At 71.1% G+C, this 26,941-nt stretch carries 18 protein-coding genes and 1 pseudogene; 4 read left to right on the plus strand and 15 right to left on the minus strand.

The window, feature by feature from the left end; all coding sequences use genetic code 11:
* Positions 1-30 precede the first annotated feature (30 nt).
* The 9 genes and pseudogenes from BLV96_RS50715 to BLV96_RS17595 all read right to left on the minus strand — a co-directional run bounded on the left by BLV96_RS50715 (position 31) and on the right by BLV96_RS17595 (position 16,724).
* Positions 31-2,850, minus strand: coding sequence for an ADP-ribosylglycohydrolase family protein (locus tag BLV96_RS50715; RefSeq protein ID WP_086681053.1), 2,820 nt, complete (start codon positions 2,848-2,850; stop codon positions 31-33).
* 16 nt (positions 2,851-2,866) lie between these two features.
* Entirely contained in the window at positions 2,867-5,110 is a 2,244-nt protein-coding gene (locus BLV96_RS17555; protein WP_086681055.1) for an ADP-ribosylglycohydrolase family protein, read from the minus strand.
* Positions 5,111-6,526, minus strand: coding sequence for a glycohydrolase toxin TNT-related protein (locus tag BLV96_RS17560; RefSeq protein ID WP_091389282.1), 1,416 nt, complete (start codon positions 6,524-6,526; stop codon positions 5,111-5,113). It abuts the gene before it with no gap.
* A complete protein-coding gene (locus tag BLV96_RS17565; RefSeq protein WP_086681760.1) occupies positions 6,523-6,957 on the minus strand; it encodes a hypothetical protein in 435 nt (144 codons plus the stop codon). The genes BLV96_RS17560 and BLV96_RS17565 overlap by 4 nt, the downstream gene beginning before the upstream one ends.
* On the minus strand, positions 6,957-11,240 hold the full coding sequence (locus BLV96_RS17570; protein ID WP_244180283.1) for a toxin glutamine deamidase domain-containing protein: 4,284 nt from the start codon (positions 11,238-11,240) through the stop codon (positions 6,957-6,959). The genes BLV96_RS17565 and BLV96_RS17570 overlap by 1 nt, the downstream gene beginning before the upstream one ends.
* 2,793 nt (positions 11,241-14,033) lie before the next feature.
* A pseudogene (locus BLV96_RS51645) lies at positions 14,034-14,417 on the minus strand (WXG100 family type VII secretion target); the annotation flags it as partial.
* A gap of 9 nt (positions 14,418-14,426) precedes the next feature.
* A complete protein-coding gene (locus BLV96_RS17585) occupies positions 14,427-14,750 on the minus strand; it encodes a WXG100 family type VII secretion target (RefSeq protein ID WP_091389290.1) in 324 nt (107 codons plus the stop codon).
* Positions 14,750-15,289, minus strand: coding sequence for a YbaB/EbfC family nucleoid-associated protein (locus BLV96_RS17590; RefSeq protein WP_091389410.1), 540 nt, complete (start codon positions 15,287-15,289; stop codon positions 14,750-14,752). The genes BLV96_RS17585 and BLV96_RS17590 overlap by 1 nt, the downstream gene beginning before the upstream one ends.
* Before the next feature lie 142 nt (positions 15,290-15,431).
* A complete protein-coding gene (locus tag BLV96_RS17595; RefSeq protein WP_167379638.1) occupies positions 15,432-16,724 on the minus strand; it encodes an MFS transporter in 1,293 nt (430 codons plus the stop codon).
* A 204-nt stretch (positions 16,725-16,928) separates the two neighbouring features.
* Between BLV96_RS17595 and BLV96_RS17600 the strand changes: the two genes are divergently transcribed.
* The gene (locus BLV96_RS17600) at positions 16,929-17,510 is read left to right on the plus strand and encodes a YqgE/AlgH family protein (RefSeq protein WP_167379639.1); all 582 of its coding nucleotides are present in this window, start codon (positions 16,929-16,931) and stop codon (positions 17,508-17,510) included.
* On the opposite strand, the gene BLV96_RS17605 is transcribed toward BLV96_RS17600, so the two are convergent.
* Complete coding sequence (locus BLV96_RS17605) at positions 17,507-17,926, minus strand: SdpI family protein (RefSeq protein WP_086685294.1); 420 nt, start codon at positions 17,924-17,926, stop codon at positions 17,507-17,509. The two genes, BLV96_RS17600 and BLV96_RS17605, sit on opposite strands and share 4 nt — an antisense overlap.
* A gap of 65 nt (positions 17,927-17,991) precedes the next feature.
* Between BLV96_RS17605 and BLV96_RS17610 the strand changes: the two genes are divergently transcribed.
* The 3 genes from BLV96_RS17610 (at position 17,992) to BLV96_RS17620 (ending at position 22,978) form a co-directional block, all read left to right on the plus strand.
* The gene (locus tag BLV96_RS17610; RefSeq protein ID WP_091389293.1) at positions 17,992-19,152 is read left to right on the plus strand and encodes an esterase-like activity of phytase family protein; all 1,161 of its coding nucleotides are present in this window, start codon (positions 17,992-17,994) and stop codon (positions 19,150-19,152) included.
* Positions 19,153-19,309: 157 nt separating this feature from the next.
* Positions 19,310-22,150: a leucine--tRNA ligase gene (gene leuS, locus BLV96_RS17615; RefSeq protein ID WP_091389296.1), complete on the plus strand. Its 2,841-nt coding sequence runs from the start codon at positions 19,310-19,312 to the stop codon at positions 22,148-22,150.
* A 90-nt stretch (positions 22,151-22,240) separates the two neighbouring features.
* Entirely contained in the window at positions 22,241-22,978 is a 738-nt protein-coding gene (locus tag BLV96_RS17620) for an SDR family oxidoreductase (RefSeq protein WP_091389299.1), read from the plus strand.
* Here BLV96_RS17620 and BLV96_RS17625 read toward each other — a convergent pair.
* The 5 genes from BLV96_RS17625 to BLV96_RS17645 form a co-directional block, all read right to left on the minus strand.
* On the minus strand, positions 22,975-23,712 hold the full coding sequence (locus tag BLV96_RS17625) for a TetR/AcrR family transcriptional regulator (RefSeq protein ID WP_091389302.1): 738 nt from the start codon (positions 23,710-23,712) through the stop codon (positions 22,975-22,977). The genes BLV96_RS17620 and BLV96_RS17625 overlap by 4 nt on opposite strands.
* A 72-nt stretch (positions 23,713-23,784) precedes the next feature.
* A complete protein-coding gene (locus BLV96_RS17630; RefSeq protein ID WP_244180285.1) occupies positions 23,785-24,393 on the minus strand; it encodes a DUF3558 domain-containing protein in 609 nt (202 codons plus the stop codon).
* Positions 24,390-24,788 carry a hypothetical protein gene (locus tag BLV96_RS17635; RefSeq protein WP_086685169.1) on the minus strand — a complete coding sequence of 133 codons (399 nt, stop codon included), beginning with the start codon at positions 24,786-24,788 and terminating at the stop codon, positions 24,390-24,392. The genes BLV96_RS17630 and BLV96_RS17635 overlap by 4 nt, the downstream gene beginning before the upstream one ends.
* Positions 24,785-25,528 carry an ESX secretion-associated protein EspG gene (locus BLV96_RS17640; RefSeq protein ID WP_091389305.1) on the minus strand — a complete coding sequence of 248 codons (744 nt, stop codon included), beginning with the start codon at positions 25,526-25,528 and terminating at the stop codon, positions 24,785-24,787. Before BLV96_RS17640 ends, BLV96_RS17635 begins: the two co-directional genes overlap by 4 nt.
* Positions 25,525-26,913 (minus strand): hypothetical protein, encoded by a 1,389-nt coding sequence (locus BLV96_RS17645; protein WP_091389308.1) that lies wholly within the window; start codon positions 26,911-26,913, stop codon positions 25,525-25,527. Before BLV96_RS17645 ends, BLV96_RS17640 begins: the two co-directional genes overlap by 4 nt.
* Positions 26,914-26,941: the final 28 nt, after the last annotated feature.

The raw sequence follows: 26,941 nt of genomic DNA on the forward strand, positions 1-26,941 counted from the left end.
TCCTCCCCTGACCCCAGTGACAACCGAAACTTAGTCGACCGGGTACCGCGCGAACCACCGGTCGTCACCCGGGGCGTCCGGGCCGAACTCGGTGAGCGCGTCGTCCGCCAGGCCGACGATGACGTCGCGGAGCTCCAGCTGCTCCAGCCAGCTGCTCCGCAGGGCTTCTTCGCCGTACATCGCGCCGACGAGGTTGCCGCAGACCGAGCCGGTCGAGTCGCTGTCCCCGCTGTGGTTGACCGCCGCGAGCAACGCCGTGTCGGCGTCCGTGGTGGTCAGCGCGACGTACACGGACATCGACAGCGCGGTCTCGCCGACGTTGCCCTGCCCGAGCGTCTCCAGCTTCTCCGGCGTCGGCGGGCCCTGCTCCGCCAGCGCCAACGCGGCGTCGAGGGCCGCGCTCTGCTCTTCGTGCCCCGAGTGCTTCACGAGTTCGTCGCGCGCGAGCGCGAGGGCGTCGAGCAGCGGTTTCCCGTGCAGCAGCCCGTGGACGAGCACCGCGAAGCAGCCCGAAGACAAATACCCGCTCGGGTGACCGTGGGTCAGCGCCGCGCTCTCGGCGCCGAGCCGGAACACCTCGGCGAGGTCGTCGGACCACAGCGCGACCGGGGCCGCGCGCATGACGCCGCCGCAGCCCTTCGAGTTGTTGACGGGCCGTTCGATGCTGCCCCGGACGCCCGCGCGGCCGTAAGCCTCCAGCTCACCGAAGCAGGTCAGCCCCGGCGCGCGGCGGCTGAACAGCTCCTGGTGCGTGATCAGCCAGCCGTCCGGCGCCTCGACCGTGGACTGCGGCCCGCGCGCCCGGTCCCACGCGACGCCCTGCGTGTGCAGCCAGCGCTGGTAGGCCATCTGCAGCGAGTGGACGACGTCCGCGGACCCGGTCCGGCGCCGCTGGGCGTGCGCCCGGATCAGCGCTTCGAGGGTGAAGAGTGTCATCTGCGTGTCGTCGGTGATCCGGCCGACGCCGCCGTACGCGGGGATGAAGTCGGTGATGCCGGCCGGCCCGGCGATCTCGCGGATCCGGTCGATCGAGTCGAACTCGGTCTTCGCGCCCAGCGCGTCGCCGATCGCCCCGGCCAGCAGGCTCCCCCGCAGTCGTGAGCGCAAGTCGGGTCCCTTCGGTTTCGGGGTGAACCGGCCACTCGGGTACCGGCGCTCCCAGCGGGCGTGCTCCGCGGTCTCCGTCTGGAGGCCGTTGCGGTTGAAGTACCAGAAGACGTCGCTGGCGACGTCCTCGAGGAGCCCGAGGTCGGGCAGCGCCGTGACCCGGGGCAGGCCGGGCACGCCGACCCGGGCGCCGACCAGCGCGCCCGCGATGGCGCCGGCGACCGGGCCGGACCGCGCGGCGAGCGTGATGGCCGCTTCGGGGTCGTGGCCGCGCTTGGCTGCGGCGAACAACGCCCGGCCCAGCACCGACCGCACGCCGCGGCCGTCGCCGATGCTTTCCAGCTGCGTGACGTCGTCGGCGTCGCGGTCCTCGCGCAGCGCGAGCACCTGCGTGGCGAGGTCGCCACCGATCTCCCGCAACCGCAGGTGGACGGGCAGCGCGAACGCGTCCCGGGTGAGCAGGGCCTGGAACAGCGCGATGAGCAGGTCGACGCCCTCGGGGACGTCACCACCGGCCAGCTCGCGGGCCACGTCATTCGCGTACTGCTCGGCGTCGACGCCGTCGATGGCGACCGCGCTCGCCGGTGTCGCGGCCAGCGCCGTCGCCAGCAACGTCGAGACGTCGTCCGGAGCGAGACCCGCGTGCCGCGTCGCGACCGCGAGCCAGCCGACCGGGTCGGGAAAGGGCAGCGGGGAAGGCACTTCGCCGGTCGGCACCGGCGGCAATCCGCGCAACACGATGTCGGTGTGGAACAGAAGGTGGCGCGTCAGCCCGCCGAGCGTGCCGGGGACACCGCTTCCCAGCGCGTCTCCGATGGCGAAGCCGACGTACGCGCCGACGAGCCGGTGCCACGCGAAACGCGCGGCCGGCGTGCCGAAGGCTGAGAACTTCCCGAACGTCCACGGCACCGGACGCGGCCGAGCGTCCTCGCCGACGTGCGCGATCAGGCCGTTCGCGCCCAGGTCGGCGGGCCATTCCGGGGCCTGGCCCGCGCGCCGCCGGACGCCGTTGCGGTACTGCCAGGCGAACCCGCGCAGGTACCGGACGCACTCCTCCGGCGTCAGCTCGAAGTGGTGGTCACGCGCGTGGTCGACGGCGTACCGCAGGTGCCGTTCCAGCAGGTCCGGGGGCTCGACGTCGAACTCCGCGACCAGCCCGGGCAGCGCCTCGGCGACCTCGGGGCCGGCTTCCGGCGCGGGTTCGTCGACCTTCGTCCGCTCGCCCGGATCGATGTCACCCAGTTCGGCGGCGCTCAGGCTGCGGACCATGCCGGTGCCGGGGTCGAGCGTCAGGCCGGTCGAGGGCAGGTCGGCCAGCAGGTCGCGGACGGTCACCCGCCACCGGTCCGGGTACCGGCCGGGCACCTTCGCCGACGAGCTGTAGGCGATGACCTCCCGGCCGCCGGACACCGGGCGGACCAGGGGTTCGCCGTTCTGGACCGGGACCAGCACTTCGCAGTCCAAAAGCGCGCGGGCGAACTCGGCGCGGCTGATCCAGTTCGCGCCCAGGTAGTTCAGCAGCTTCCCCGCGTCGGATGTCGGCACCGGGAAACCGCGCCAGACCGGGCCCGGCGTGTACTGCTCGTTGGCGCGGCGCGGGCCGGTCGGCTCCCCGAACAGCGTGTACCGCGCCCAGCCCCGGATGGCGCGCACCGGGAGGCCGAGGCCGGGAAACGCCTTCTCGTCGAACTCCGGGTCGACGTCGGGCTTCCACTCGACGAAGCCGTCGTCGCTTTCAGTCATGCTCCCCATCCTCGGGCTACCGCCGCGGGTACCGCTCGATCCACTCGTCGCCGAGCGCGCTCAGCGCCGAGTGGCGGTCGAAGTGCCAGTAGGCGTCCGAAGCGACGTTCTCCACCAGGTACCGCAGCTCCAGCTGGTCGACCCACTTCTGCGGCAGCCCCGGGATCCCGGTGCGCGCACCGAGCAGGGCGCCGGCGATGGCGCCGGTGAGCGCGCTGCGGCCGGAGTGGTTGACGGCGCGAAGCAGCGCCTGCTCCGGGTAGTTCTCGAAGCCCGACAACGCGGCGAAGGCGCGGCCGAGGACCGAGAGCGTCGTCTTGCCGTCGCCGATCAGCTCGGGCATCCGCAGGTCGGGCAGCCCGTGCTCGCCGAAGAACGGCACGGACTCGGCGACCATCTCCTTGATGTCCGTCCACTCCGGACCCTGCTGGTACTGGCTGTCCGGGTTGAGCACCTCGCGGCTGAGGTTCCAGATCGGGAAGCTGAACGCGTCCTTGGTCAGCGCGTGCTCGAACAGCCAGGTCAGGTACGTCGCGGCGGCCAGGTCGGGCTCGGTCGGGTGGGTGACGCCGGCGAGGTCGCGCACGGCCTGACGCGCGCCGCCGGAGAGGCCGCTGCCGGGTCCGGCCATGGTCAGCGCCGCGGGCAACGCCGGGATGAGCGCGGCCGGGCCGGTCATCGGCGGCGCGCCCCCCGCTTCGGTCGCGAGCTGGTGGTAGGAGTTCAGCTCGGCGTCGTCGGCGTCGCGGCGGGCGTGCAGGTCGGCGACCTGGACGAGCCAGCCGTCGGCGTTCTCCATCGGCGCGCCCTGAGTGCGCAGCCAGCGCTGCAGCGCCCCGCGGACGACGCCGGGGAAGAGCTGCTCGGCCTCGCGCGATTCCGGCTGCTCGCGGTGCGGGCTGCGGATGGCGGCCTCGGTGTAGAAGAGCAGCCGCTGCGTCAGCGAGCCGATCCGGCCCGGCTGGTCGAACGCCGGCACCAGGTCGGTGACGCCTTCGATGCCGTACTTCGCGTGGATGTCGTGCAGCATCATCCGGTCGACGGCCGCGCCGAGGGCCTCCCCGAGCGCGAAGCCGACGTACGCGCCTGTGACGCGCTGCCAGCCGTAGCGGAAGCCGTCGAGGTTGCGCTCGAAGTACTTGCCGAACGTGTCCAGCCGCGGGGTCGTGCGCCCGGCGTTGTCGTACGTCGGGGCCAGGCCGTTCGCGCGCAGGTCGTTGGGCTTGCTGCGCGGCGGCTCCGGCATCTGCAGCCGCTTCAGCCATGACTCGCCGAGCACGGTCTTCGCGCACTCCTCGGCGGTCAGCTCGTACCCGCGTCGACGGGCCTTTTCAGCGGCGGCGAGCGGCGGCTTGACCGGGTCCGGCAGCCCCATCCGCGACGCCGTGTCCTTGGCGACGCGGATCAGGTCCTCCTCGGCCTCCGGGCAGCGGCCGTGCACGTCGATGCGCGGCTCGTGCCGCGGGAACCGCTGGACGATCTCGGCGAGCTCGCCGCTGGAGACGTCCTCGATCGTCGTCGGGCCGCCGTTGATCACCAGGTTCGGCGGGTGCTCGAACTCGGCGAGCGTCGCGACGTCGACCTTCCACCAGCCGTGCTCACGCGAGGGCAGGTGCCGGGTCGAGCTGAACACCTTGAGCTCGTTGCGCTCCTCGGCGAAGTAGAACCGGTCGGTCTTGCCGGTCTCCAGGTCGAGCGGGACGAACACCTCGCACCGGATCAGCCCGATGAGCAGCAGCTCCCGGGTCAGCCAGCCGACGCTGCCGAACGACAGCAGCGTCTCGAGGGTGTTCTCCGGCTTCGGGTAGCCGCGGCGGATCGGCCCGGCCTTGTACTCGGGGTTTTCGCGCTCTTCGCCGGTCTGGTTGCCGTCGGCGTCGACCTTCACCCAGCCCGCGACGGCCTGCAGCGGCACGCCCAGCTCGCCGAGCCCGGCCTTCACGTACTCGGGGTCGACGACCTCGCGCCAGTTCTCCTGGCCGGGGAACGCCACCGGCACCGACAGCCCGCCGGGGTGCGGGTGCGCCTGGCGCAGCTCGCCGTCCGGCTCGCGGACGACGACCGACGGCGGCGGGAAGATCTCCTTCTCCGGCCGGCCCTCGTCGAGGAACGCGATGGTGTTGTAGGGCACCGACCAGCCCTCGGGGATGCGCAGCACCTTCTCGGTGTCCACCCGCAAGCCCGCGGGACCGGAGACGTCCGGGCCGTGCACCGCGCGCAGCCACTGGCCGACCTTGGCAATCGCTTCCGCCGCTTCCACCTACTCGATCCTCTCCAGGCTTCCGTCGGACTCGTGCTCGGCGATCGTCTTCGGCAGCACGAAGGCCACCGCGCCACCCGGCAGGTTCGCCCACGGAACCGTGATGCCGGTGATCACGTGCAGCGGGCGTCTCAGCCGGTAGCTCCGCCGTTCCCGCTCACGTTCGAGTGGCAGCGACGTCGTGGCGAACCGTACCTCCCCGTGGTGGACCAGGTTGCCGGGTTCCTCGCCGAAGCGCAGGACGACCGTACCCGCCACCAGCCGGGTGATGCGCTTGTTGCGGAGCAGGGTGAGGGGAGGCTCACCCGGCGCCGGGTGGACCGGCCAGTCGTCGAGCTCCCGGGCCGTCTCCAACGGGGTTTCGTGGCCGGCGGTCATCCGGGCGGGGTGCAGCAGCAACGCGCCGAGCAGCTGCTGGGCGGCGTCTTCGAGCCGGTCGAAGTACTTCGGCTCGCGCGGCTTCCCGCCGGCGTACGCGGCGACCTCCCAGCCGTCCGGGGTGAAGTTGAGGCACCACGTGCCGTCGGCCCGGCCGCCGACGCGGTAGGCCTCCGGCCAGACGCCGTGCTCGCCGAGCCGCTGCACCAGCACGATCAGCAGCTCTTCGTCGGCGAGCTTCGGGTTCGGCGTCGTCTCCAGCTCCGCGGCGACGTCCCCGTTCGTCGTCTTGACGTCGGCGCGGCTCGGCTTCGGCCGCGGCTCGCCCCGCAGGTCGGCCGCGGCGGTCCGGCGCACCAGCGGCTCGACGTACGGCGGCTGGAAGTGGTGCCGCCGGATGTGCGCCACGAGGTCCGGTTCCGGCGGAACGCCGGCTTCGGCCAGCCGGTCGGCCACCGACGACGGCCAGATCCAGGCGCCGTCGGTGTGGAAGCGCACGTCGTCGTCTTCGTGCACGACGGCTTCGCGTTCGAGGTACTGCAGCACGAGCGGCACCTCGGTGTCGGTCAGCGGCGGCCGTTCGACGTCCGGGCCGCCGACGTCCGCGTGCCGGAACACCACACCCAGCGGTAGCTGCGCGCGCAGCCGCCACCAGTCCGGGATGTGCTCGTCGGCGCGCGGGAACGCGGCGAGCTCGTCGGGGTAGGCGGTGGCGGGCGGCGGGTCCGTCCACACCGGATCGTCGTCGAGCGCGAAGTCGAAGTCGAAGGTGCCGTCCGGGTTGAGCGTGAACCGAGCCTGCAGCCACGTGCCGCGGCCCTCGGCGGCCATCCCCTTGCGCAGCTCGGAGAACAGCTCGGCGACGGCGTCGGACGTCGCCGTGTTGTGGCCCTGGAGTTCGCGGTGCGCCCCGACCTGCCGGAAGTCGACGGCGGCCGGTCCGGCGGCGTCGGTCCGGAGGTCGCGGACGAGCTTTCCCAGCTGCACCAAGAGGGTGCGCTGGTCTTCGGGCGAAAGTCGATGTTCCACGTGAATCATTTCTCGAACACCGAGGTGAAGGTGAAGGTCGGGGCTTCGCCGGCGTCGCGGCGGGCGAACTCGTCCTCCCACATCTTGAAGGTGCGCCGGTACAGCGAGTCGATCAGCGCACGCTCTTCCTTGGTAATTCTGCGGCTGTCCTCTTCGGTGGCTGCCCAGATCGCGTCGATCGTCTGGTAAAGGGCGAAGATCGGCCCGTCACCGCGGAGGTAGTGGTGCCGCTCCTCCTCGGTCCGGATGACGAACCGTTCCCACGTGAGTTTCACGATCTCGGCTTCATGGCCGAGGAGCACGTCCGGGACGTGGTCCGGCTGTTCCTCGAAGGCGCCGGTCTGCCAGTTCAGGATCCGACCGGTCAACCCGCCGTCGGGCGTGCTGTCGACCACGTACGTGTGGGCGTAGTACTCGAAGTAGGACGGCGTCTGGACCATTAGAGACTCCCCTGCAGCGCGTCCCAGAACAGCTCTCGTTCGCGCTTGATCAGCCCGTCGATCAGGGCTTGTTCCTCGGTGGTGAACTTCGCCCGGCCTTCGGCCTTCCGGAGTGCCTTGAGATCGCGCCGGACCTCGTAGAGCGAGTGCTCGTACGCCGAAACATCGTCGAGTGCCTTGACGTGCAGCCGCAACTCGGCGACGTGGCCGTCGATGCGCACGCTCATCTGCAGATCGCGGTAACCCGCCTCGGCGGGGTTCGCGAACCGGTCCTCGAACTTCACGATGTCCAGCTCGGGGTGTGCGGCTACGCGTTCGAGCGCGGCGTACGCGTCCTGCACCCGCTCGAACTGGATCATCGCGCCGGCCAGGTCGATCAGCTGGGACGCGTCACCTTCGTAGCCGGCGATCTTGTCCATCGCACGACCGATCGACTTGGGACCGGGCCGGAAACCCGGGGTTCCCCCGGTTTCCTCGGCCAGCGGCGGCAGAGTCCGCTCGAGAACCGCCTGTGCGCGGGCCGCCTCTTCGTAGCGGTGCCCGAGGTATTCGCGCGTGTAGGCCTCGTCGCCACGCATCGCGGGATCGAACGGGGCCTGCAGCCGATCGGTCGGCCGGTGCCGCCTCGCGTCATCGGTCACCTCGTCGGCGACCTGCTGCTGTTCCGCGGTGAGCGGGGTCGGCTCCGCGTCCGGCCCAACCGGGTCGGCGTCCGGGTCCGGGTGGTGCACCTCGTGCACGGCGTCGGCCAGGATCGGGATGGCCTCGTCGTGCACCAGCAGGCTGGCGATCGTCTCCGGCTTGCGCAGCAGCGAGCGCGTCAGGAACTCGTTGGCCGGGTCGTGGAGGAGTTCGACTAGCTCCGGGTGCTCGGCCAGCCGCGTCCGGACGAACTCGCCGACCGGCCCGAGGTTCTGCGGGTTCCCCTCGTGGTCCTTGACGACGAGGTCGGTGGTGGCGCTGTCGAGTGCTTCGGCGACCCGCGGCTGGGCGAGGAGGTCGTCGAGCCGGCTTTGCGGGGCACTCCCGTAGCCGCCGTGGTCACCTTCGATGTGCTCGGTCTGGACGTGTTCCGTACCGGGCGTGCCGACGTGCAGCAGCTTGATGTCCTTCGGCGGCTGCGGCAGGTGCATGAGGTCGCCGGACTGCGGGTCGATGAACGCGACGCCTTCGCGGGTGTGCACGACCATCGCGACGTGCCCGTACTCGGCGCCGTTCGAGCCCTCGTACTTCACCGCGACGACGGCGTGGTGGTCGACGGGCAGGTCCCGCATCTCGCGGATGACGTCGTCGTAGCTGCCGCGCGCGGAGAACGTCTCGCCGAAGCGGCCCTCGATGTGCTCGAGCGTGCCGCGCGTGCCCATCTCGTGGAAGGGGATCGGCTCGGCCGTCGCGCTGCCGCCGTGCAGCCGGTCCCAGTACGCGCCGGGGCCGCGGGTGCAGTTGGACAGGTAGCCGTTCTCGAGCGCGCCCGGCTCGTGGAAGCCCGGGTTGACCTCGCGCAGGTGCGGGTGGCGGTCCTGGACGTAGGCCGCGCGCTCGCTCGGCGTCGTCCCGCCGGCGTGGATGGCCGGTTCGGCGGGTGGGTTCGTCGAGCGGGCGATCCGCGAGTAGTCCGGTCCGGGTTCGGGGACGGGCAGCGGTTCGGCGGGGGTGTCGACGGCGTCGTGGACCGTCGGGTGCTCGGGCGGCGGTGCGACGTGGTCGGGCTCGTTGAGGCCGCCGAGGCGTTCCATCAGCGAGGCCTGCCGGCGCCGTTCGAACTCGGCGGCGTTGTGGTCGTTCTCGGCGCGGCGCTCGGCCATCTTCCGCTGCGCGGCCTCGGGGTCGAGGTAGCGCGGGTGGCCGGGGCCGATCTCCTCGGCCTCGATGACCCACTTGCGGCGGCCGTCGGGCGTGATTTCGAGACGCCGTTCGTGCACGAGCAACTGCGTCCCGGGCGGCGACAGCGACTCGCGCTCGGACGGGTTTTCGGCGAGCTTCGAGATGTCGCGGAGGTTGTCCGAGCGGACGTGCAGCTCGACGTCGTCGCCGAACTTGCTGGTCGAGAACTCGTCGGTCTTGATGGAAGCGCTGGAGAACGCGGGCTCGACGACCACGTCCCCCGGGTGGTACGGCCCGGCGACGAGCTCGGCGAGCCGCGGGTCGCCCCCGACGTCGAAGGCGCGGACGGACTCGCCGGACGTGCGCGGAACCTGGTTGAGGCCGTCGGTGATGGCGCGGGCGTTGGCCTGCGCGAGGTCGAAGCCGGGGTGGCCGGGGCCGCGGCGGAGGGCCTCGTTGACGTTGTAGGCGTACTCGCCTCGGGTGTAGCCGTGCACCGCGACGGCGGCGTCGTCGGTCAGCGGCAGCCTGGCGGCGTCCCGGCGAGCCAGCGCGCGGTCGTGGATGTCCTGGTAGATGCCCTCGTCGCCGACCGCGCGGCGGATGCTCTCGTGGTCGGCCGGCGTCCCGCGGTGCTCGCCGTCGAAGAGGTAGCCCTCGTCGTGCGGCAGGCGTTCCGTCGTCGGGCTCAGGCGGTCGCCGATGCTTTCCTGGCGGCCGAGGGGCAGTTCGCGGATGGCGGTGGCGTCGTGCGGCAGCTCGGCGAGCCGCCCGGTGACGGGATCGGCGAAGAGGACCCCGTGTTCGGTGTGCACGGCGGCGACCAGCTGTTCGTGTCCCCCGTGTTCGAAGGAGACGGCGGACCGCGCGCCGACGGGACGTTCGTGGAGGTCGCTCGCGACGTCGTCGAAGCTGTTTCGCGTGCGCCACGGCCCGTCGAGCGGTTCGCCGCGAGCCGGCCCGGCGACGAGGTCCTCACCGTTCATCCGCCGGTCGAAGGCGGTCATGGACTCGGCGGAGTTGGTCCGGAAGCCGTGTTCGCCCGGGATGTAGTGGTTGCGGGTGTTGACGGCGGCGAGCTCGGGAACGGCGTCGCGGATCAGGCGGGCGTGCTGCTGCGGCGTCTCGACGGATCCGGCGTGGAGAACGGGCGTCCCACCCGGCGTCAGCGGTTGGGCGAGCTGCGACCAGCCACCTTCGGGAGCAGTCGTGGCCGGCGCGGGCTTTTCCGCGGGTGGCGGCGCGTCTTCGTCGCCGCCGAGCAGCTTGAAGAGGTCGTTGGTCGGCCTGAGGTGGGGGTGTTCGGCGTAGAACTGCTCGAGTTCGGCGTCGGCTTCGCGCTGGAACCGTTCCTCGTCGGCGCGTTCCTGGGCCCGCCGCTCCTCGATGGCTTCGTGCGAGTCGTCGCGGAACCGCGGATCACCAGGCGCGACCTCTTCGGCGTGCACGATCCACTGCGGCTTGTCCCGGGCCCCGGGCTCGTTCTTGAAGTCCGGGTGCTCGGGATGCCCCGGCCCCATCTCGACGCGGGTGATTTCGAACTGCGACCCGGCCTTGAAGAGGACCTCGCGCTCGCGCCCGATGCTGGCCATCGACTCGACGTCCCGGCCGGTCTTGGACTCGATCCGCATCTCGACCTCACCGGCGAAGGTGCTTCGCGGGTGCTCCGAGTCGACCTTCGACGAGCTGAGGAAGGAGGGCTCGGTGATGTGCGCGCCTTCGTGGAACCGCCCGAGGAAGGCTTGGAGCCGCGAGGGATCACCGTGGAAGTCAACGCGCCGCGAGACGGTCCCGACGTGCGGCGGAAGCTCGTTGAGCCCGGAGACGAGCGCGCCGGCTTGCGGAGCGAGGTCGAGCAGTTCGGGACCACCGAACCGCAGAGCGTGGTTGAGCGGCCCGACCATTTCCTGGCGCGTGTAGGCGTGCACGGCGAAGGCGCCATCTTCGGACATGCCGGGGTGGAACTCGTCCCGCTTGGCGAGCGCCTCGCGGCGGACCTGTTCGTGCCGCCACTCGCCGGTTTCCGGGCTTTGCCGCCCGGAGTCCATGAAAGTGTCCTCGATCCGCTTGGTTCCGGCGGGATCGTCGGTGCGGAAGGCGGGGTCGTCGAGGTAGGGCTCGTGGGGGGTTTGGCCGGGTTGGCCGTATTGGTCGTCGGAGTGAGGCTGCTCGGGCTCGCCGTGGTGTTCGGCGGGTTCCTGGGCACCGTGCTGCTGCTCGGCGGCGGGCTGTTGCTCTGCAGGCCGTTCGGGCTCGGCGGTTTGCTCGGTGCCAGGGCGCGGTTCGGCGTGCTGCTCGGCAGCGGAGTGCTGTTCCGCGGGCCGCTCGTGCTCGGTACCGGGCTGCCGCTCGGCCGCGGGTCGCTGCTCAGCCGTCTGTCCAGGCGCATGCTCACCGGCGCGCTCCACCGCCGGCTCACGCTCTCCCGCAGCGGCCGGCCGGCCCTGCTCACCAGCCACCGGCCGGTCCTGAACGGGCGGCTCAACAGACCGCGGCGGATCAAACGGACTCTGCGTCGCGCGGCCAGGATGCTCCACCGGCGGCTCGAACCGCTGAGGCGGCCGAGCGAACCCCAACCGCGGATCAACCGGCGGCCGCCCACCCGGAGGCGGCGACGCAGGCGGCCGAGGACCCGGCCCCTGAGGCCCCCGAGTCTGATTCGGATGCCCAGCCGGCCGCTGCCCACCAGACACCGGCCCGCCAACAGGCGGCCGCTGCGCCGGCATCCGCCGAGGATCCTGCGCAAACCCCCCACCTTGCGGCGACGCGGAGTACCCACCCTGCGGCGGCCGCTGACCATGCATCGGCTGCCCGCCATGCGGAGCTTGCCCACCATGAACCGGACCATCCTGAGGCGCTTGCCCGCCGGGCGCGTGCCCACCGGCCGGCGCCTGCCCACCCTGCGGCAGCCCGCGATGCGGCGGCTGCCCACCATGCGGTGGCCGGCCCCCCGGCGCCGGCCCGCCCGGTGGCATTCCGCCATGTGGTGCTTGGCCACCTCGAGGCTGCCCGCCTTGCGAGAGGCCGTTGTTCGGCGGTTGGCCGCCCAGCGTCGGCCCACCTTGCGGATGCCCACCGTGTGGCGCTTGGCTGCCGTGGGACAGTCCGTTCTGCGGCTGCCCGCCTTGCGAGAAGCCGCTGGTCGACGGCTGGCCACCTTGTGCGGGCCCACCGTGGGGCGTTCCGCCGTGTGGTGTTTGGCCACTGCGAGGCTGCCCGCCCTGCGGCAGGCCGTTGTTCGGCGGCTGGCCACCCCGCGCCGGCCCGCCGTGCGGCGGTTGGTTGCCGTGGGGCAGTCCGTTCTGCGGCTGCCCACCGTGCGGCAGACCGCCGTTCGGTGGCTGGCCGCCTTGTGCCGGCCCGCCCGGTGGCATTCCGTTGTGCGGAGCTTGGCCACCCTGTAGCTGCCCACCGTGCCGCGGCTGACCGATCTGCCCACCGTGAGGCGGCTGGCCACCCTGCGGCGCCGGACCGCCGTGCGGCTGACCGCCGCGGAACGGCTGGCCGCCCTGCTGGGCCCGGCCGTCCCTCGACGGGCCGCCGGGCGATTGCGCTCCCTGACGGCCGCCCATCTGCTGGGGCGGCACCCGTCGCGGTTGGTCGAGCGGTTGCTGCCCGCCCGTGCGAGGTCCTGCGGCGGGCATTCCTGCTGGTGGTGGCGGTGCGAACCCGCCCGCAGGCGGAGCCTGCGGCCCCGACGGTCCGTTCTGGAACGGTGCCGGTCCCCCGTCCGCCGCGAACGGCTGGCTCGTGCCCCCGGTGAAGCCCGCCGCTCCGACGTTGTCCGTGGGGCGTCCGCCCGTCTGGCGTTCCGGGCCAAAGCCCGGCGGGGCCATGCCGTAGCCGCCGTTCGACGGTCCGCCCATCGGCCGGCTCGGTGCCGGACCCTCGGCTGCCGCCCGCGCCTCGGGCTGCTGCTGGACCTGTTCCGAACTCGAGCGTGGCCCGTTGGACTCGGTGGACCGCGGCTCGACCGTCTGATGCTCCGGCCCCCGGCTCGGCGCGCTCTCCACCCGCGACGCCGAAGCCTCGCTGCGCGCTTGCGGCGGCTCTTCACCCCGAGACTCAGGCGCAGCCGGCGACTCCCGCCGCGGTTCCGCACCCCGCGACTCCGGTTCCGGAGAAGCCTCTCGCCGAGGTTCCTCACTCCGCGACTCGGCCGCGGAGGTCTCTCGCGGCGCCTCGGGCTCAGATGAACGCTCGCTCCGCGACTCAGGCGCCGAAGACGCCTCCTGCCGCGACTCCGGCGCAGAGGAACTCTCGCCCCGCGGCTCCGGCTCAGACGAGCCCTCACCCCGCGACTCCGGTTCCGGAGAAGCCTCTCGCCGAGGTTCCTCACTCCGCGACTCGCCCGCGGAGATCTCTCGCCGCGACTCGGGTTCAGAGGAGCTTCGCGCCTCGGGCTCGGATGAACGCTCGCTCCGCGACTCAGGCGCCGAAGACGGCTCCCGCCGCGACTCCGGCGCAGAGGAACCTTCCCCACGTGACTCAGGCGCCGAAGCCGACTCCCGCCGCGACTCCGGCTCGGACGAGCTTTCCCCACGCGATCCTGGCTCGGAGGAACTCTCGCCCCGCGACTCCGGCGCAGAGGAGCCCTCCTCACGCGCCTCGGGCTCAGAAGAACCCTCACCTCGCGACTCAGACTCCGAACCCCCACCGGCATCCCGAGGAATGTTCGCCTCGTGAACCGAGTGCATCTGCTCCTTGGCGCCCCCGACAGCCCCGCCCGCAGCCCCACTGGAAGCCCCGGTCAGCAATTGCTCCGGCGTCAAAGACCCCAAATCCCCAGTAACCGCCGCCTGCCCAACGGTCTGAGCAACCCCCTCAACCGCCCCCCGAGCCCCCGCCCGCAGAGCCGCATCCGCGACCTGCCCGCCGGCAGAATGCGAAAGCCCCTCGGTGGCCCCCCGCCCGATCGACCCCGAAGCGGCACCAACCACGCCGCCGACAGCACCGGAAATCGCCGCGTCCGAGGTCTTCGACCAGTCCCAGCTCTGCCGATCCCCCTTGGCCATCTGCAGACCCTGGATGCCCGCGTCCATCCCCAGGTTGATGGCCTCGTTCTTGAGGACCTCCATGCCGATCTTCTTCAGGCCCTGCTTGAGCAGCTTCTCCAGCAGCTCCTTCGCGATCTGCTTGAACCCCTGCTGCGCCAGCTTCTCGAGCAGCTGCCGGAACAGCATCTGCACGGTCATCCGCGTCGCGACCTGGGCCGGCGCGATGCCCGCCGTCGAGCCGCCGAACGTCACCGCTGCCGCCGCGATCATCGCCGCTATCTGGGCCGCCAGGACGATCAGCGAAATGATGATCATGTACTTCGTGTACTCGACGTCCAACGCCGTCTGGTCACACGAATCGCCCAGGGCCTTGGCCGCGTCCGCCAGCTGCTTGAAGTACGCCTCGTCGCCCTCGACGAACTTCTTCCACTGCTCCACGAACGCGTCCGCGCCGTCGCCCGTCCAGTTGTCGCGAACTCCTGACGCCGCCTGATTACCCGTCTCGGAAACCGGTCCGATCGCCGACGACGCCGTGTGCCACGCGTCGCGCAACGCCCGCAGCTTGGTCTCGTCGCCCTCCGGCCAGCTCTCGCCGACCACGATCGGCAGCAGCCACTTGACCGCGTCGGGCATCTCCATACCCACGGGTCATTGCCCCTTGCTGAGCTGCGAAGTCACGTCGTCTTCAGTGCCTGACAGCGCCTTCATCGACTTCGCGACGTTCTGCTGCACGCCCCGCAACCCCTGCACGAGGTTGGTGAAGCCCTCAACCGCCCCCTGCGAACCGGGCACGTAGTCCTTCGCGAACTCCTTGCCCGAATCGTCGCCGCCCCAGCACTCGCCTTGTGCGTCGAGGGCGCCTTGCAACGTCTTCAGCGCGCTGTCCAGCGCGTCCGCCGCCGTGGTGAAACCGTTCGAAGCGCGCAGGACGGCGTCGGGTTCCGCGGTGAACCCGGAGCCCCCTTCGGGCATCAGTCGCCCCTCGTCATCCAGGACGACGGCGGCTCCTCGTCCTCGTCACGCGGCGGGCGGACGCGCTTGGGAGCCGGCTTGGGTGCGGGCACGGGCGGCGGCACGGCCTCGTTGCGCAGGATCGAGCCACCTTCTTCGAACGGCGCAGGTGCGGGCGCGGGCGCCGGCGTCTCGACGAACTCGGGGATCTGCGGCACCAGCCCGGCCAGCGACGGCGCGCCTTCGACGAGGTCCGCGAGGTCGGGCAGGCCTTCGGTGATCGGCGCCATCAAGTCGGCGATCTTCTGCTTGACCTGCAGGGTTCCCTGACGCACTACGGTCTGGACGGTGTTCGCGAGCTGCGCGGGTGTCGTGCGTTCGAACGCGGTCGGCGCGATCTCGAGCTTCGCGAGGTTGCCGCCGGCGTCGATCGTGGCGCGGACCAGGCCGTCGGGGGAACTCACCTGCGCGGTGGTCTGGGCCGCCGCGGACTGGGCGTCCCGCAGCTGTGCCGTCTGCCGCTCGAAGTTCTCCAGGAGCGTGTCCACCTGGTCCTTCATCGCGGCATTGCGTGCTTCGAGCCGTGCACGGTCGTCGCCCGCGGTGGTCACAGGTGCCCCCGGTGTCCCTCGAACCTACTAATGACTTGCCGTCACCCTAATGCCAATGGAGCAGTCATCGTGACCGGTTCGGGTGTTTGCCTCAGCGAATCGCGCGGCGTCGCGCCAGCACGTACCCGGCGCCGCCGACCAGGTAGCAGACGGTCGCCGCGATCAACAGGCCCGACGAACGGCCGTCGTCCGGGACGACGAGCGCGCCCAGCGATACCGCCGCCACCTGGGTGATGTTGAACAGCGTGTCGTACAGCGCGAAGACCCGGCCGCGGGCTTCGTCGGCGACGTCGAGCTGGATCGACGAATCGACGCACAGCTTCAGCACCTGGCCCGCGCCGGTGATGACGAACGACGCGAGCAGCGCCAGCGGCAGCACCATCGGCAGGCCCAGCGCGGACTGCGCGATCGCGGCGAGCAGCAGCGAACCGAGTACCGCGCGCAGCCGTCCGAACCTCCGGAGGAGCCGCGCGGTCAGCAAGCCGGCGATCAGGATGCCGGCCCCGGCGAGCGCGGCCATCTGCCCGAGCCCGGGCAGGCCGGCGCGGAAGAGCCCGTGGTCGGTGAAGTAGTTCCGCATCAACAGGACCGTGACCAGCAGCGACACCCCGAACGACGCCCGGTGCGCGAACAGCGCGATGAACCCGGCCGTGACGCTGGGGGCCCGCCACGCGTGCCGGGCACCGTCGGCCAGCCCGCGGGCGACGGCCAGCACGGGGTTCGTCGGCTCGTCGACGACCGTCGGCCCGAGCACCCCGCGCGCGAAACCGCGGGCGATGAACGCCGAGACGAGGGTGCCGAGCACCGCGAACGCCGTGGCCTCGGCCGATCCGACGTCGTTGCTGCCGAACACCGCTCTCAGGCCGATCGCGCAGCCGCCGCCGATGACCGCCATGAACGAGCCGAGCGTCGTGGCGAACGCGTTCGCCGTCACGACGCTCTCTTCTTCGACGACGTGCGGCAGCGACGCCGATAGCCCGGAGCCGATGAAGCGCGAGATCCCCTCCGCGGCCAGGGCCAGCGAAAACAGGCCGAGACCACCGAATCCGAATCCGACGGCGGCGGCCGCGGCGACGATCGCCAGCCCGCGCAGGAGGTTCGCGAAGATCAGCACGCGCCGGCGGTCCCAGCGGTCCAGCAACGCACCCGCGAAGGGGCCGACGACGGAGTACGGCAGGAGCAGCGCGGCGAACCCGCCCGCGATGGCCAGCGGATCGGCGGCGCGCTCGGGGTTGAACAGCACGGCTCCGGCGAGGCCGGCGCGGAAGACGCCGTCGCCCCAGCTGGCGGCGAAGCGCGTGAAGAGCAGCCGGCGGAAGTCGGGGTCCTTGAGCAGCTCGCGCGGCCCTCGTCGCGTTGTCGCCGTCCGCTCGCTGATCGTCACGAAGCCAGGGTAAAGGGTGGCCGACGCACTAAGGTCGCCTCTCGGCGGCTATGCGCAGTGTGGCTCCAGCCGGACTGGTATTCCACAAAGGCGGTTCTTCAGTGAGCCCGGGGGACACGGAGTGCGCCGGCCACATGTTTCAAACGAGGCTGCTGGGGCGATTGTTCCCGAGCCGAAGTAATTCGCCGGGCCAAGGGTGGGATCATGGGTCGCGTGCCAGCGGACGCCGAGGTTGAACCGGGAACGCTCCTGGTCGCCGCCCCCACGATGGTCGACCCCAACTTCAAGCGGACCGTCGTGTTCGTCATCGATCACCGCGACGAGGGCACCCTCGGTGTCGTCCTGAACCGGCCGAGCGACGTCGCCGTGCACGACGTGCTGCCGAACTGGGGCGGGCACGTCGCCGAGCCGCAGGCCGTGTTCGTCGGCGGGCCGGTCGAGAAGAAGACCGCGCTCTGCCTGGCCGCGCTGCGCACCGGCGAGACGGCGGCGAGCGTGCCTGGCGTGATCGCGGTACGCGGGCCGGTCGCGCTGGTCGACCTGGACACCGACCCCGAGGTGCTGGTGCCGAAGGTCCGCGGCGTGCGCGTCTTCGCCGGGTACGCGGGCTGGGACTCCGGTCAGCTGGCCGGCGAGATCGAGCGCGACGACTGGGTCATCGTGCCCGCGCTGCCGAGCGACATCCTGGCCTCACCGAGCGGCGACCTGTGGAGCCAGGTGCTGCGCCGCCAGGGCATCCCGCTCGCGCTGCTGGCCACCCACCCGGGCGACCTCCAGCGGAACTAGGCGTCTTCCTTCTTGAAGACGCCGCAGCCACCGGCGCCGCACGCGCAGCCGCTGCACCCGGCAGGCGCCGCCGGAGCCGGCGCGGGCACGGTCAGCGCCGCCCGGTTGCCGAGCACGCCCCCGCCCATGACCAGCACCAGCATCGCGAGCACGCCCGCGAGCGCGGCCGAGACGAGACCGGCGGTCGTCGGCATGGCGAGCCCCGCGAGCCCGGTGAGCACGGAGATCGCGCCCCCGGCCATCGTCGGCAGCCCCGCGACGCGGTTGGCCAGCTTGAACGCCTCTTCGCTGCGCAGCGCGGCTTGCGTGCGCACCCCGGTGCCGCCCTCGCGCGTCAAGCGCTCGCGGAACCCGAGGAACCCACCAAAACCGACGAGCAGACCCAGCACGACCGGAACCAGCGCGATAGCGAACACGGGTCAAGGATAAGCGTGACGTCCCGGCAACCTGCCGGATACCCTGGTCGACTGTGCTACAGGCCATGTCACCGCGTGTACTGCCCACCGTCCTGACCGCTGCCCTGATCGGGGGAATCCTCGCCGCGACGCCGGCGAGTGCCACCGAGAGTCACCAGCGCCCCGTCCGGCTGCTCGGCGAGCAGATCGTCCCGAACTCCCTGCAGTTCCAGGGCACGACGGTCGGCGGCCTGTCCAGCATCGACTACGACCCGCGGACCGGCGGTTACGCGCTGATCTGCGACGACCGGTCCGCGATCAACCCCGCCCGCTTCTACACGGCGACCTTCCCGGTGTCCGCGCACGGCGTCGGCCCGGTCACCCTCACCGGCACGAAGCCGCTGCTGCGTCCCGACGGCACGCCGTACCCGCCGCTCACCCAGAACGACCCGGCGAAGCCGCAGAACGAGCAGACGATCGATCCCGAAGAGCTGCGCGTCGACCCGTGGACCGGCGACTACTACTGGTCGCAGGAGGGCGAGCGGACGGCGACGACGTTGATCGACCCGTCGATCCGCGAGGCGCGCCGCGACGGAAAATACGTCCGCGACCTGCCGATCCCCGCGAACGAGAAGATGACGCCGACCACCGGGCCGCGGCAGAACCTCGTCCTCGAGGGCATCACGTTCGCGGGCTTCGGCGCGCTGATCGCCAGCGACGTCGAAGGCCCGCTGCTGCAGGACGGCCCGGAGTCGACCCGCACGACCGGCGGCGTCTCCCGGATCACGCTGCAGGGCCGCTACGGCCCGGTGCTGGCGCAGTACGCCTACCCGCAGGAGCCGATTTTCGCGTCACCGGTACCCGATGGCGCGTTCGCGACCACCGGCGTCTCCTCGATGCTGGCCGTCGACCAGGCCGACCCGACGAAGTTCCTGATGATGGAGCGCTCGTTCGTCACCGGCGTCGGCAACAAGGTACGCGTCTACGAGATCGACACGAAGGGCGCGACGAACGTCCTGAACGTCAAGTCCCTGGCCGAGGCCAAGAACGTCAAGCCGGTGAAGAAGCGGTTCCTCTTCGACGCGGCCGACCTCGGGTTGTCTACTGTGGACAACCTGGAGGGCATGACCTGGGGCCCGAAGCTGCCGAACGGCGAGCGCAGCTTGATCTTGGTCAGCGACAACAACTTCTCCGCCACCCAGGTCACCCAGTTCGTCGCACTGGCGGTCCCCTCCGAACGGCTTTGACCAGCAAGTTACGATGTGTACATGAACACGGCTCGGCTGCTCCTTAGCCTGCCGCGCTGACCGGGCCCGGCTCGGCCGGCGCGGCGACCCCTCATGCCCTGGTGGCTGAGGGGTCGAGTTGTTTCTGGAGTAGGTCGATACGCGAAGGATGACGGCGATGACTGAGGCGACAGGGACCGACGTCCCGGCGCACCGCTACACGGCCGCGCTGGCGGGTCAGATCGAGCAGCGCTGGCAGGACCACTGGGCCGACCAGGGCACCTTCCACGCGCCGAACCCCGTCGGGCCGCTCGCCGTCGAGGGGCAGCCGGTGCCCAGCGACAAGCTGTTCGTCCAGGACATGTTCCCGTACCCGTCGGGCTCCGGCCTGCACGTCGGGCACCCGCTGGGCTTCATCAGCACCGACGTCTTCGCCCGGTACCACCGGATGATCGGGCGCAACGTGCTGCACACGATGGGCTTCGACGCGTTCGGCCTGCCGGCCGAGCAGTACGCGGTCCAGACCGGGCAGCACCCGCGCAAGACGACCGAGGAGAACATCCGGACCTACCTGCGTCAGATCCGGCGCCTGGGCCTGGGCCACGACGAACGCCGTCGCATCTCCACGATCGACCCCGAGTACTACCGCTGGACCCAGTGGATCTTCCTGCGGATCTTCAACTCCTGGTACGACACCGATGCGGGCAAGGCGCGGCCGATCGCCGAGCTGGAAGCCGCGTTCGCCGACGGCTCGCGTGCGGTGCCGGGCGGCAAGGACTGGGCGTCGCTGAGCGCGGCCGAGCGCAAGACGGTCATCGACGACCACCGGCTGGTGTACATCTCCGAAGCGCCGGTCAACTGGTGCCCGGGCTTGGGCACGGTGCTGTCGAACGAAGAGGTCACCGCCGACGGCCGCAGCGAGCGCGGCAACTTCCCCGTCTTCCGCCGCAACCTGCGGCAGTGGATGATGCGGATCACCGCGTACGCCGACCGGCTGGTCGACGACCTGGACCTGCTGGACTGGCCGGAGAAGGTCAAGTCCATGCAGCGGAACTGGATCGGACGCTCGCACGGCGCACGGGTCACGTTCAAGTCCGGTGACGACGGCATCGAGGTCTTCACGACCCGGCCGGACACGCTGTTCGGCGCCACCTACATGGTGCTGGCGCCGGAACACCCGCTGGTCGACAAGCTGACGACCTCCGCGTGGCCCGCCGATGTCGATTCTCGCTGGACCGGTGGCGCGGCGACGCCCGCCGAGGCGATCAAGGAGTACCGCGTCGCGGCGTCGCGGAAGTCCGAGCTGGACCGGCAGGAGAACAAGGAGAAGACCGGCGTCTTCACCGGCGCGTACGCGACGAACCCGGTGAACGACAAGCAGATCCCGATCTTCGTCGCCGACTACGTGCTGATGGGTTACGGCACCGGCGCGATCATGGCCGTGCCCGGCCAGGACGTCCGCGACTGGGAGTTCGCCGAGAAGTTCGGGCTGGACATCGTCCGGACCGTGCAGCCCTCGGAGGGCTTCGACGGCAAGGCGTTCACCGGTGACGGCCCCGCGATCAATTCGGGCTTCCTGGACGGCATGGACGTCGCCGAAGCCAAGAAGACGATCATCGACTGGCTGGCCGAAAAGGGCGCCGGCACCGGAACCGTGCAGTACAAGCTGCGCGACTGGCTGTTCTCGCGGCAGCGCTACTGGGGCGAGCCGTTCCCGGTGGTCTACGACGAGGCCGGTGAAGTCCACGCCGTGCCCGAGTCGATGCTGCCGATCGAGCTGCCCGAGGTCGCCGACTACTCACCGGTGACGTTCGACCCGGAGGACCGCGACTCGATGCCGTCGTCGCCGCTGGCGCGCGCGACGGACTGGGTCGAGGTCGAGCTGGACCTGGGCGACGGCGTCAAGAAGTACCGCCGGGACATCAACACGATGCCGAACTGGGCGGGTTCCTGCTGGTACCAGCTGCGCTACCTGGACCCGACGAACAGCGAAACGTTCTGCGCGCCGGAAAACGAGCAGTACTGGATGGGCCCGCGCCCGGGCGAGTACGGCGCGGACGACACGGGCGGCGTCGACCTGTACGTCGGCGGCGTCGAGCACGCGGTGCTGCACCTGCTGTACTCGCGGTTCTGGCACAAGGTGCTGTTCGACCTGGGGCACGTGACGTCCAAGGAGCCGTACCGGAAGCTGTTCAACCAGGGCTACATCGAGGCGTACGCGTACACGGACGCGCGCGGCGTCTACGTCCCGGCCGAGCAGGTCGTGGAGCGCGACGGGAAGTACTTCTTCAACGACGAAGAGGTCACCCAGGAGTACGGCAAGATGGGCAAGAGCCTGAAGAACGTCGTCACGCCGGACGAGATGGCCGAGAACTACGGCGCCGACACGTTCCGGTTCTACGAGATGGCGATGGGCCCGCTGGCCATGTCGCGCCCGTGGGCGACGAAGGACGTCGTGGGCGCGCACCGGTTCCTGCAGCGGCTGTGGCGCCTGGTCGTCGACGAGACGTCCGGCGAGCTGCGAGTGTCCACTGAGGACGCTTCGGAGGCGGACCGCAAGGCGCTGCACCGCACCATTTCCGGCGTCCGCGAGGACTACGCGGAGATGCGGTTCAACACGGCCGGCGCGAAGCTGATCGAGCTGAACAACCACGTCACGAAGGTGTACGGCGCGGCCGCGTCGACGCCGCGCGAGCTGGCCGAGCCGCTGGTGCTGATGCTGGCGCCGCTGGCCCCGCACCTGGCGGAGGAGCTGTGGCACCGGCTGGGCCACGCGGACTCGCTGGTGCAGGGGCCGTTCCCGGTGGTGGACGAGAAGTACCTGGTCGAGGACTCCGTCGAGTACCCGATCCAGGTCAACGGCAAGGTCCGCTCGAGGGTCACGGTTTCGGCTTCCGCGTCTTCCGATGAGGTTCAGGCTGCGGCGCTGGCTGACGAGAAGGTCGCGGCCATGGTCGGCGGCGGCTCGCCGCGCAAGGTGATCGTGGTGCCGGGCCGGCTGGTCAACATCGTCCTGTAGCGCGCTGTCCGAAAGCTGCCGGTGGTTTCCCCGGGTTCTCGATTTGATTGAGCAGTCAACGAAAACGGCTCGATCGAAGGAGAACCGGGGATGACCCTCGACGGCAAGGTGGCGCTGGTGACGGGCGGTAGCCGCGGCATCGGCGCGGCCACGGCACTGCGGCTCGCCGAGGACGGCGCCGACGTCGCGCTGACGTACGTGAAAAACGGGGCGCGGGCGGCCGAGGTGGTCGACCGGATCAAGAACCTCGGCCGGCGCGCGCTGGCGATCCAAGCGGATTCGGCGGACGCCGCGGCGGTTTCGGCCGCCGTTTCGGCTGTGGTGGCGGAGTTCGGCCGGCTGGACGTGCTGGTGAACAACGCGGGCGTCGGCTTCGTGGGCGCGTTCGACGAAACCTCGCTGGAAGACGTCGACCGCGTGCTGGCGGTGAACGTCCGCGGCGTGTTCGCGGCGACGCAGGCCGCGGCTGGCGTGTTGTCGGACGGCGGCCGCGTGATCACGATCGGCAGCTGCGTCACGGACCGCGTGCCCGGCCCGGGCATGGCGCTGTACGCGACGAGCAAGGCGGCGATGGTGGGCCTGACCAAGGCGTTGGCGCGCGAACTGGGGTCGCGCGGCATCACGGTCAACCTGGTCCACCCGGGCCCGACGGACACGGACATGAACCCGGCCGACGGGCCGTACGCGGCCGACCAGCGCGCTCTCACGGCGTTCGACCGCTACGGGAACCCGGCCGAAGTGGCCGCGGCGGTGGCGTACCTGGCGTCACCCGGCGCCGAGTACGTGACGGCGGCGGTGCTGTCGGTGGACGGCGGCCACGCGGCCTAACCGGAGTAGAGCCCGATCTCCCGGGCGAGGTCGATGAGCATCGCCTCGAACAGGACGTCCGGCTTGGACATGGGGATCGGGTAGTTGCCGAAGACCTCGAGCGTGACGTGCCCGTAGAGCCGGGCCCAGAACTGGATCATCAGGTACGTCACGCCGAGGTCGAGCTTCTCCACCGGAACGTCGTGGTCGGACTCGGAGAGCACGGCGCTCAGCGACTCCTGGAAGGTCGTGAAGTCGTCCCGAAGCTCATCGGGCACGCTGCTGGCGGACGGCAGCACGATGTCGGTCCGCGCGAGCACCCGCCCGGCGGCGGCGAGGAAGATCCGCCCGAACGGCTCGTCGACCCGGCTCAGCGCACTCCCGGCCGCCGAGCCCACACCCCCGGTCGGGGACGCGAAGACGAGCGTGAATTCCTTCGTGTGGGTGAGCGCCCAGCGCCGGAAACCCTTGCAGATGGCGAACAGCTGCAGCATGCCGTCATCGGGCAGCTCGGCGATCTCTTCGGCGAGGTCGTCCGCCAGATCGGCGCAGACGTCCAGCCGCAGGTTCTCGACGAGATCGTCCCGCGATTCGTAGTACCGGTAGAGAGCGGGCGCGGTGATCCCCAGCTCCCGCGCGATGGCGCGCAGAGTGACCGCCTCCGGCCCCTGCTCGACGAGCAGTTTCCGGGCGGTCCGCCGGATGTCCTGTTCGGTAGCCGCACGCGCGCGACCCCTCCGCGTGGGGTGGCTCATCCGAACAGTCTAGGTGCTTACTACGACAAGTCTTGCATTAACGCGATGTCAGCCGTAACGAAAAGGCGCAGCTCAGGCGCGCGCCTTGAGGTTGGTCAACACCGCGTCAGCCACTTCGGGCGCAGCGTCGAAGCAGTCCTTGCCTTCGGCCGCGGACTTGTCGCCGAGCGTCAACCCTGTCGAAAACGCCAGCTTGTCCGTCACGCCGACGACGATGACGCAAGCACGCTTGTCCTCGGTGTTCGTGTAGGCAACGGCCGGAAATCCTTGGATCGCGTCGAGCGGTTGCCAGCGCGCGGCCTGGGGCTGCACGTTCTGGTAGGCCAGCCCGATTCCCTGGTCGGACTTCGTCTGGTAGGCGACCGTGATGCCCGCTCCCGACCCGGAAGCACTGCTCCACTGGCACATCGGGCCGAGCTGGGTGTCGCTGGGCTTGGTCGGAGTCGACTGCCCGAGGAAGTGCGTGACCTGGCTGCTGGTGAGAGCGCTGTCGCACGGACTGCCGTCGAGTGCGGTCGCCGGGAGGGGACTCGGCACGGTCGGCACGTCGCCGGCGGCCGAAGTGGTGCTCGAAGTTGCGCTCGTGGTGGTGGCCGGGGCTTTGGGAGTGCCGGTGCACGCGGATACCAGCAAGCCTCCGGCCGTGATCGCGGCCATGATCGTGATGGATCGCTTCGTCATTCGAGAGCCCCGCTCGTCTTGTTCGTGTCGCTCGCCGCCTGCTGGTCGGCCGCCTCGACCATCCCGAGTGCCTTCTGCAGGCGCGTGATCAGCTCGGACAGATAGTTGTACTGGTAGTCGAGATGGCCCTGGTAGTAACGCCCGGACTCGTTGACGCCGTTCGGACCGACGACAGCAGCCGTGCTGGCCGGCTCCTGGGCGGGCGGTGTCGCCTGCGACAGCACCTGCGCGGCGTCGCGCTGCTGCTGAATCGAAATTCGCACGTCCATCGCCTTCTTGAGCATCGCCCGCATCTCCGAGCTGCTCATCGCGAACCCTTGCCCACCGGCCTGCGGTGCCGCACCGGTCAGGTCCGTCGCCCAGAAGCTGACCCCGCTGAAGATCGAGCCCGTCATCGTCCTCCCCCTAACCCGTTCAGGGTCGCGTACAGCGCATCCGTCAGCGCACCCCGGGTCCCCGGCTGGAAGCTGACCATCCGCTCGCGCCCCGGGTACACGTACGTCAGCACCCGCCCGGCCCCAGCCACGTCCACTGCCGTGATCGGCGCGCTGCGAGAACCCCGGTTCACGGCGTAGCACTGGTGCAACCCCGTCCGCCGCGCCGCCATCAGCCGACGCGCCCACGGCAGCGGATCCCGCCCCCGGTCGAGGGTCGGGTCGTCGAGGTCGTAAGACTCCTCCACCGCCCGGCCGGAGAACCGCGCCTCCGGAATCGACACCGGCGAAATCCGCGCCGGCGGCACCGGCGGCAGCACGTCCACCAGCGACTCCGCGATCCGCGACGGCTCCACGACGTCGATCCGGACCGTGTCGTCCTTCCGGATGAGCCGGAGCGCGTCCGGCCCGGACGCGGACACGAGCACCGCGCCCGACTCGTCCGCTTCGATGTCGCCCAGCCACGCCGTGAACTGGTGCGCGCCCTTCGCCAGGACGCGCAGGACGTCGCGGAACTCCCGCGTCAACGTGCCACCCGCCGCGAGGCGCAGCGAGGCCAGGACGTCGAGGACCTGCGTGTCGAGCCGCTTGCGGGTCTCATCACCGAGCCACAGGTTGTCGGCGCCGAGGACCGCCGGCGGTGGGCCGTGCCGCTCCCACTCCCACGCGGTGAGCAGGGCGGCCTTGGGCAGGAAGATCACAGCCCGATCACCGGGGGCACCGTGCGCTCGTCGGGGCCGCCGAAGATGCTCTCCGGATCCGCCTCCACCAGGTACGACGCGCGCTGGTGCTCCGCGTCCTCCTCGCCTTTGCCGCCCTTGGCGCCCTGGCCCATGCCGCCCATCCCCGGCGAGCCCGGCTTGCCCGCCGCGCCGCCGCGGACTCCGCCGGCCGCGCCCGGACGTTCTTCGCCGGGGAGGCCGGCTCCGGTCGCCGAACCAGGGCCGCGCGCGCCCGATCCCGGGCCGCTGCCCGAGCCGCTGCCGCCGCTCGTGCCGGACGACGAGCCCAGCCCGAATCCGCCGCTACCAGGGCCGAAGCCCGGCCCGAACCCGCCTGAGGGGCCTGAGCCGGGGCCGAACCCACCCGGTCCCGTCCCCGGCGGCTGGTAGCCCGGCGGGTACTGCGTCGACGGCGGCACGTAGCTCTGCGCGCGAACGCTGTCGTCCACGCCGGACGTGTGCGAACCCGGCGGCGTGACCTGCCCAGGCGGCGTGACCTGGCCCGGAGGAGGAGGTGGCGGCGGCACGACCGGCGGGTGGACCGCCGGCGGCGGCTGGACCTGGGCCCCGATCGACCGGTCGTCGTCGCCACCGGTCGTCGTCCGCTTCCGAGGTGGTGGTTCGACGGGCTTCTTCGGGTCCTGCACCGTGAAGTCGCCGCCGGTGTACTCGCGGAGCTGGCCGTAGTCGATCGTCCGGGCCGCGGTGTTCGAGCTGGACTGCTGCGAGTACGCGTTGTACCGCTCGACGTTCTCCTGGGCCTTCTGGTTGTACTGGTTGATCTTGTCTTCGGTGTCGGTGTCCCACGGCGTCGCGACGTCCCAGGCGCTGCGCGTCGGCGGCTGGTCGGTGACGTCCGGGTGCAGCGAGTTCTTCATCTGGTGGAACTGGTCGATCTGCGTCTGGGCCAGCGTCGAGTTGCGGTCCAGCGTCGTGGACGCCGAGGTCGCCGACGCCGTCAGCGGCTGGAGCCGCTCGCGCGCCGCGTCCGACGCGCCGCCCGTCCACGCGGACTCGAGCCCCGAAGTCAGCTCGCGCGTGCCCTGCTCGAGCCGGCGCTGGTACTCCGACTGGTCGACGCCCGCCTGGTGCACCTTCTGCAGCGACTCGGTCCCGGGACCGGTCATCACGGCGTGCACCAGCTGACCGGGTGACAACCCGGCAGCCTGCGGGTTCGCCGCCCCGGTACCGGTCTGCGAGCCGACATAAGCGCCCGCGACCGCGCCGGGAATCCCGCCCGCGAGCAGGCCGACACCCGCGCCGGTCAAGACGTTGCCGAGCCGCTCACCACCCGACTGAACGGCGTGCGCGATCTCCGACCCGACGTGCTTGGCAGCGTCGAGCATGTCACCGAACAACCCCACCGAACCGCGCTCCCCTCGCGTTCGATCT

The sequence above is a fragment of the Amycolatopsis pretoriensis genome, from assembly GCF_900107925.1.
Taxonomy (GTDB): Bacteria; Actinomycetota; Actinomycetes; order Mycobacteriales; family Pseudonocardiaceae; genus Amycolatopsis; species Amycolatopsis pretoriensis.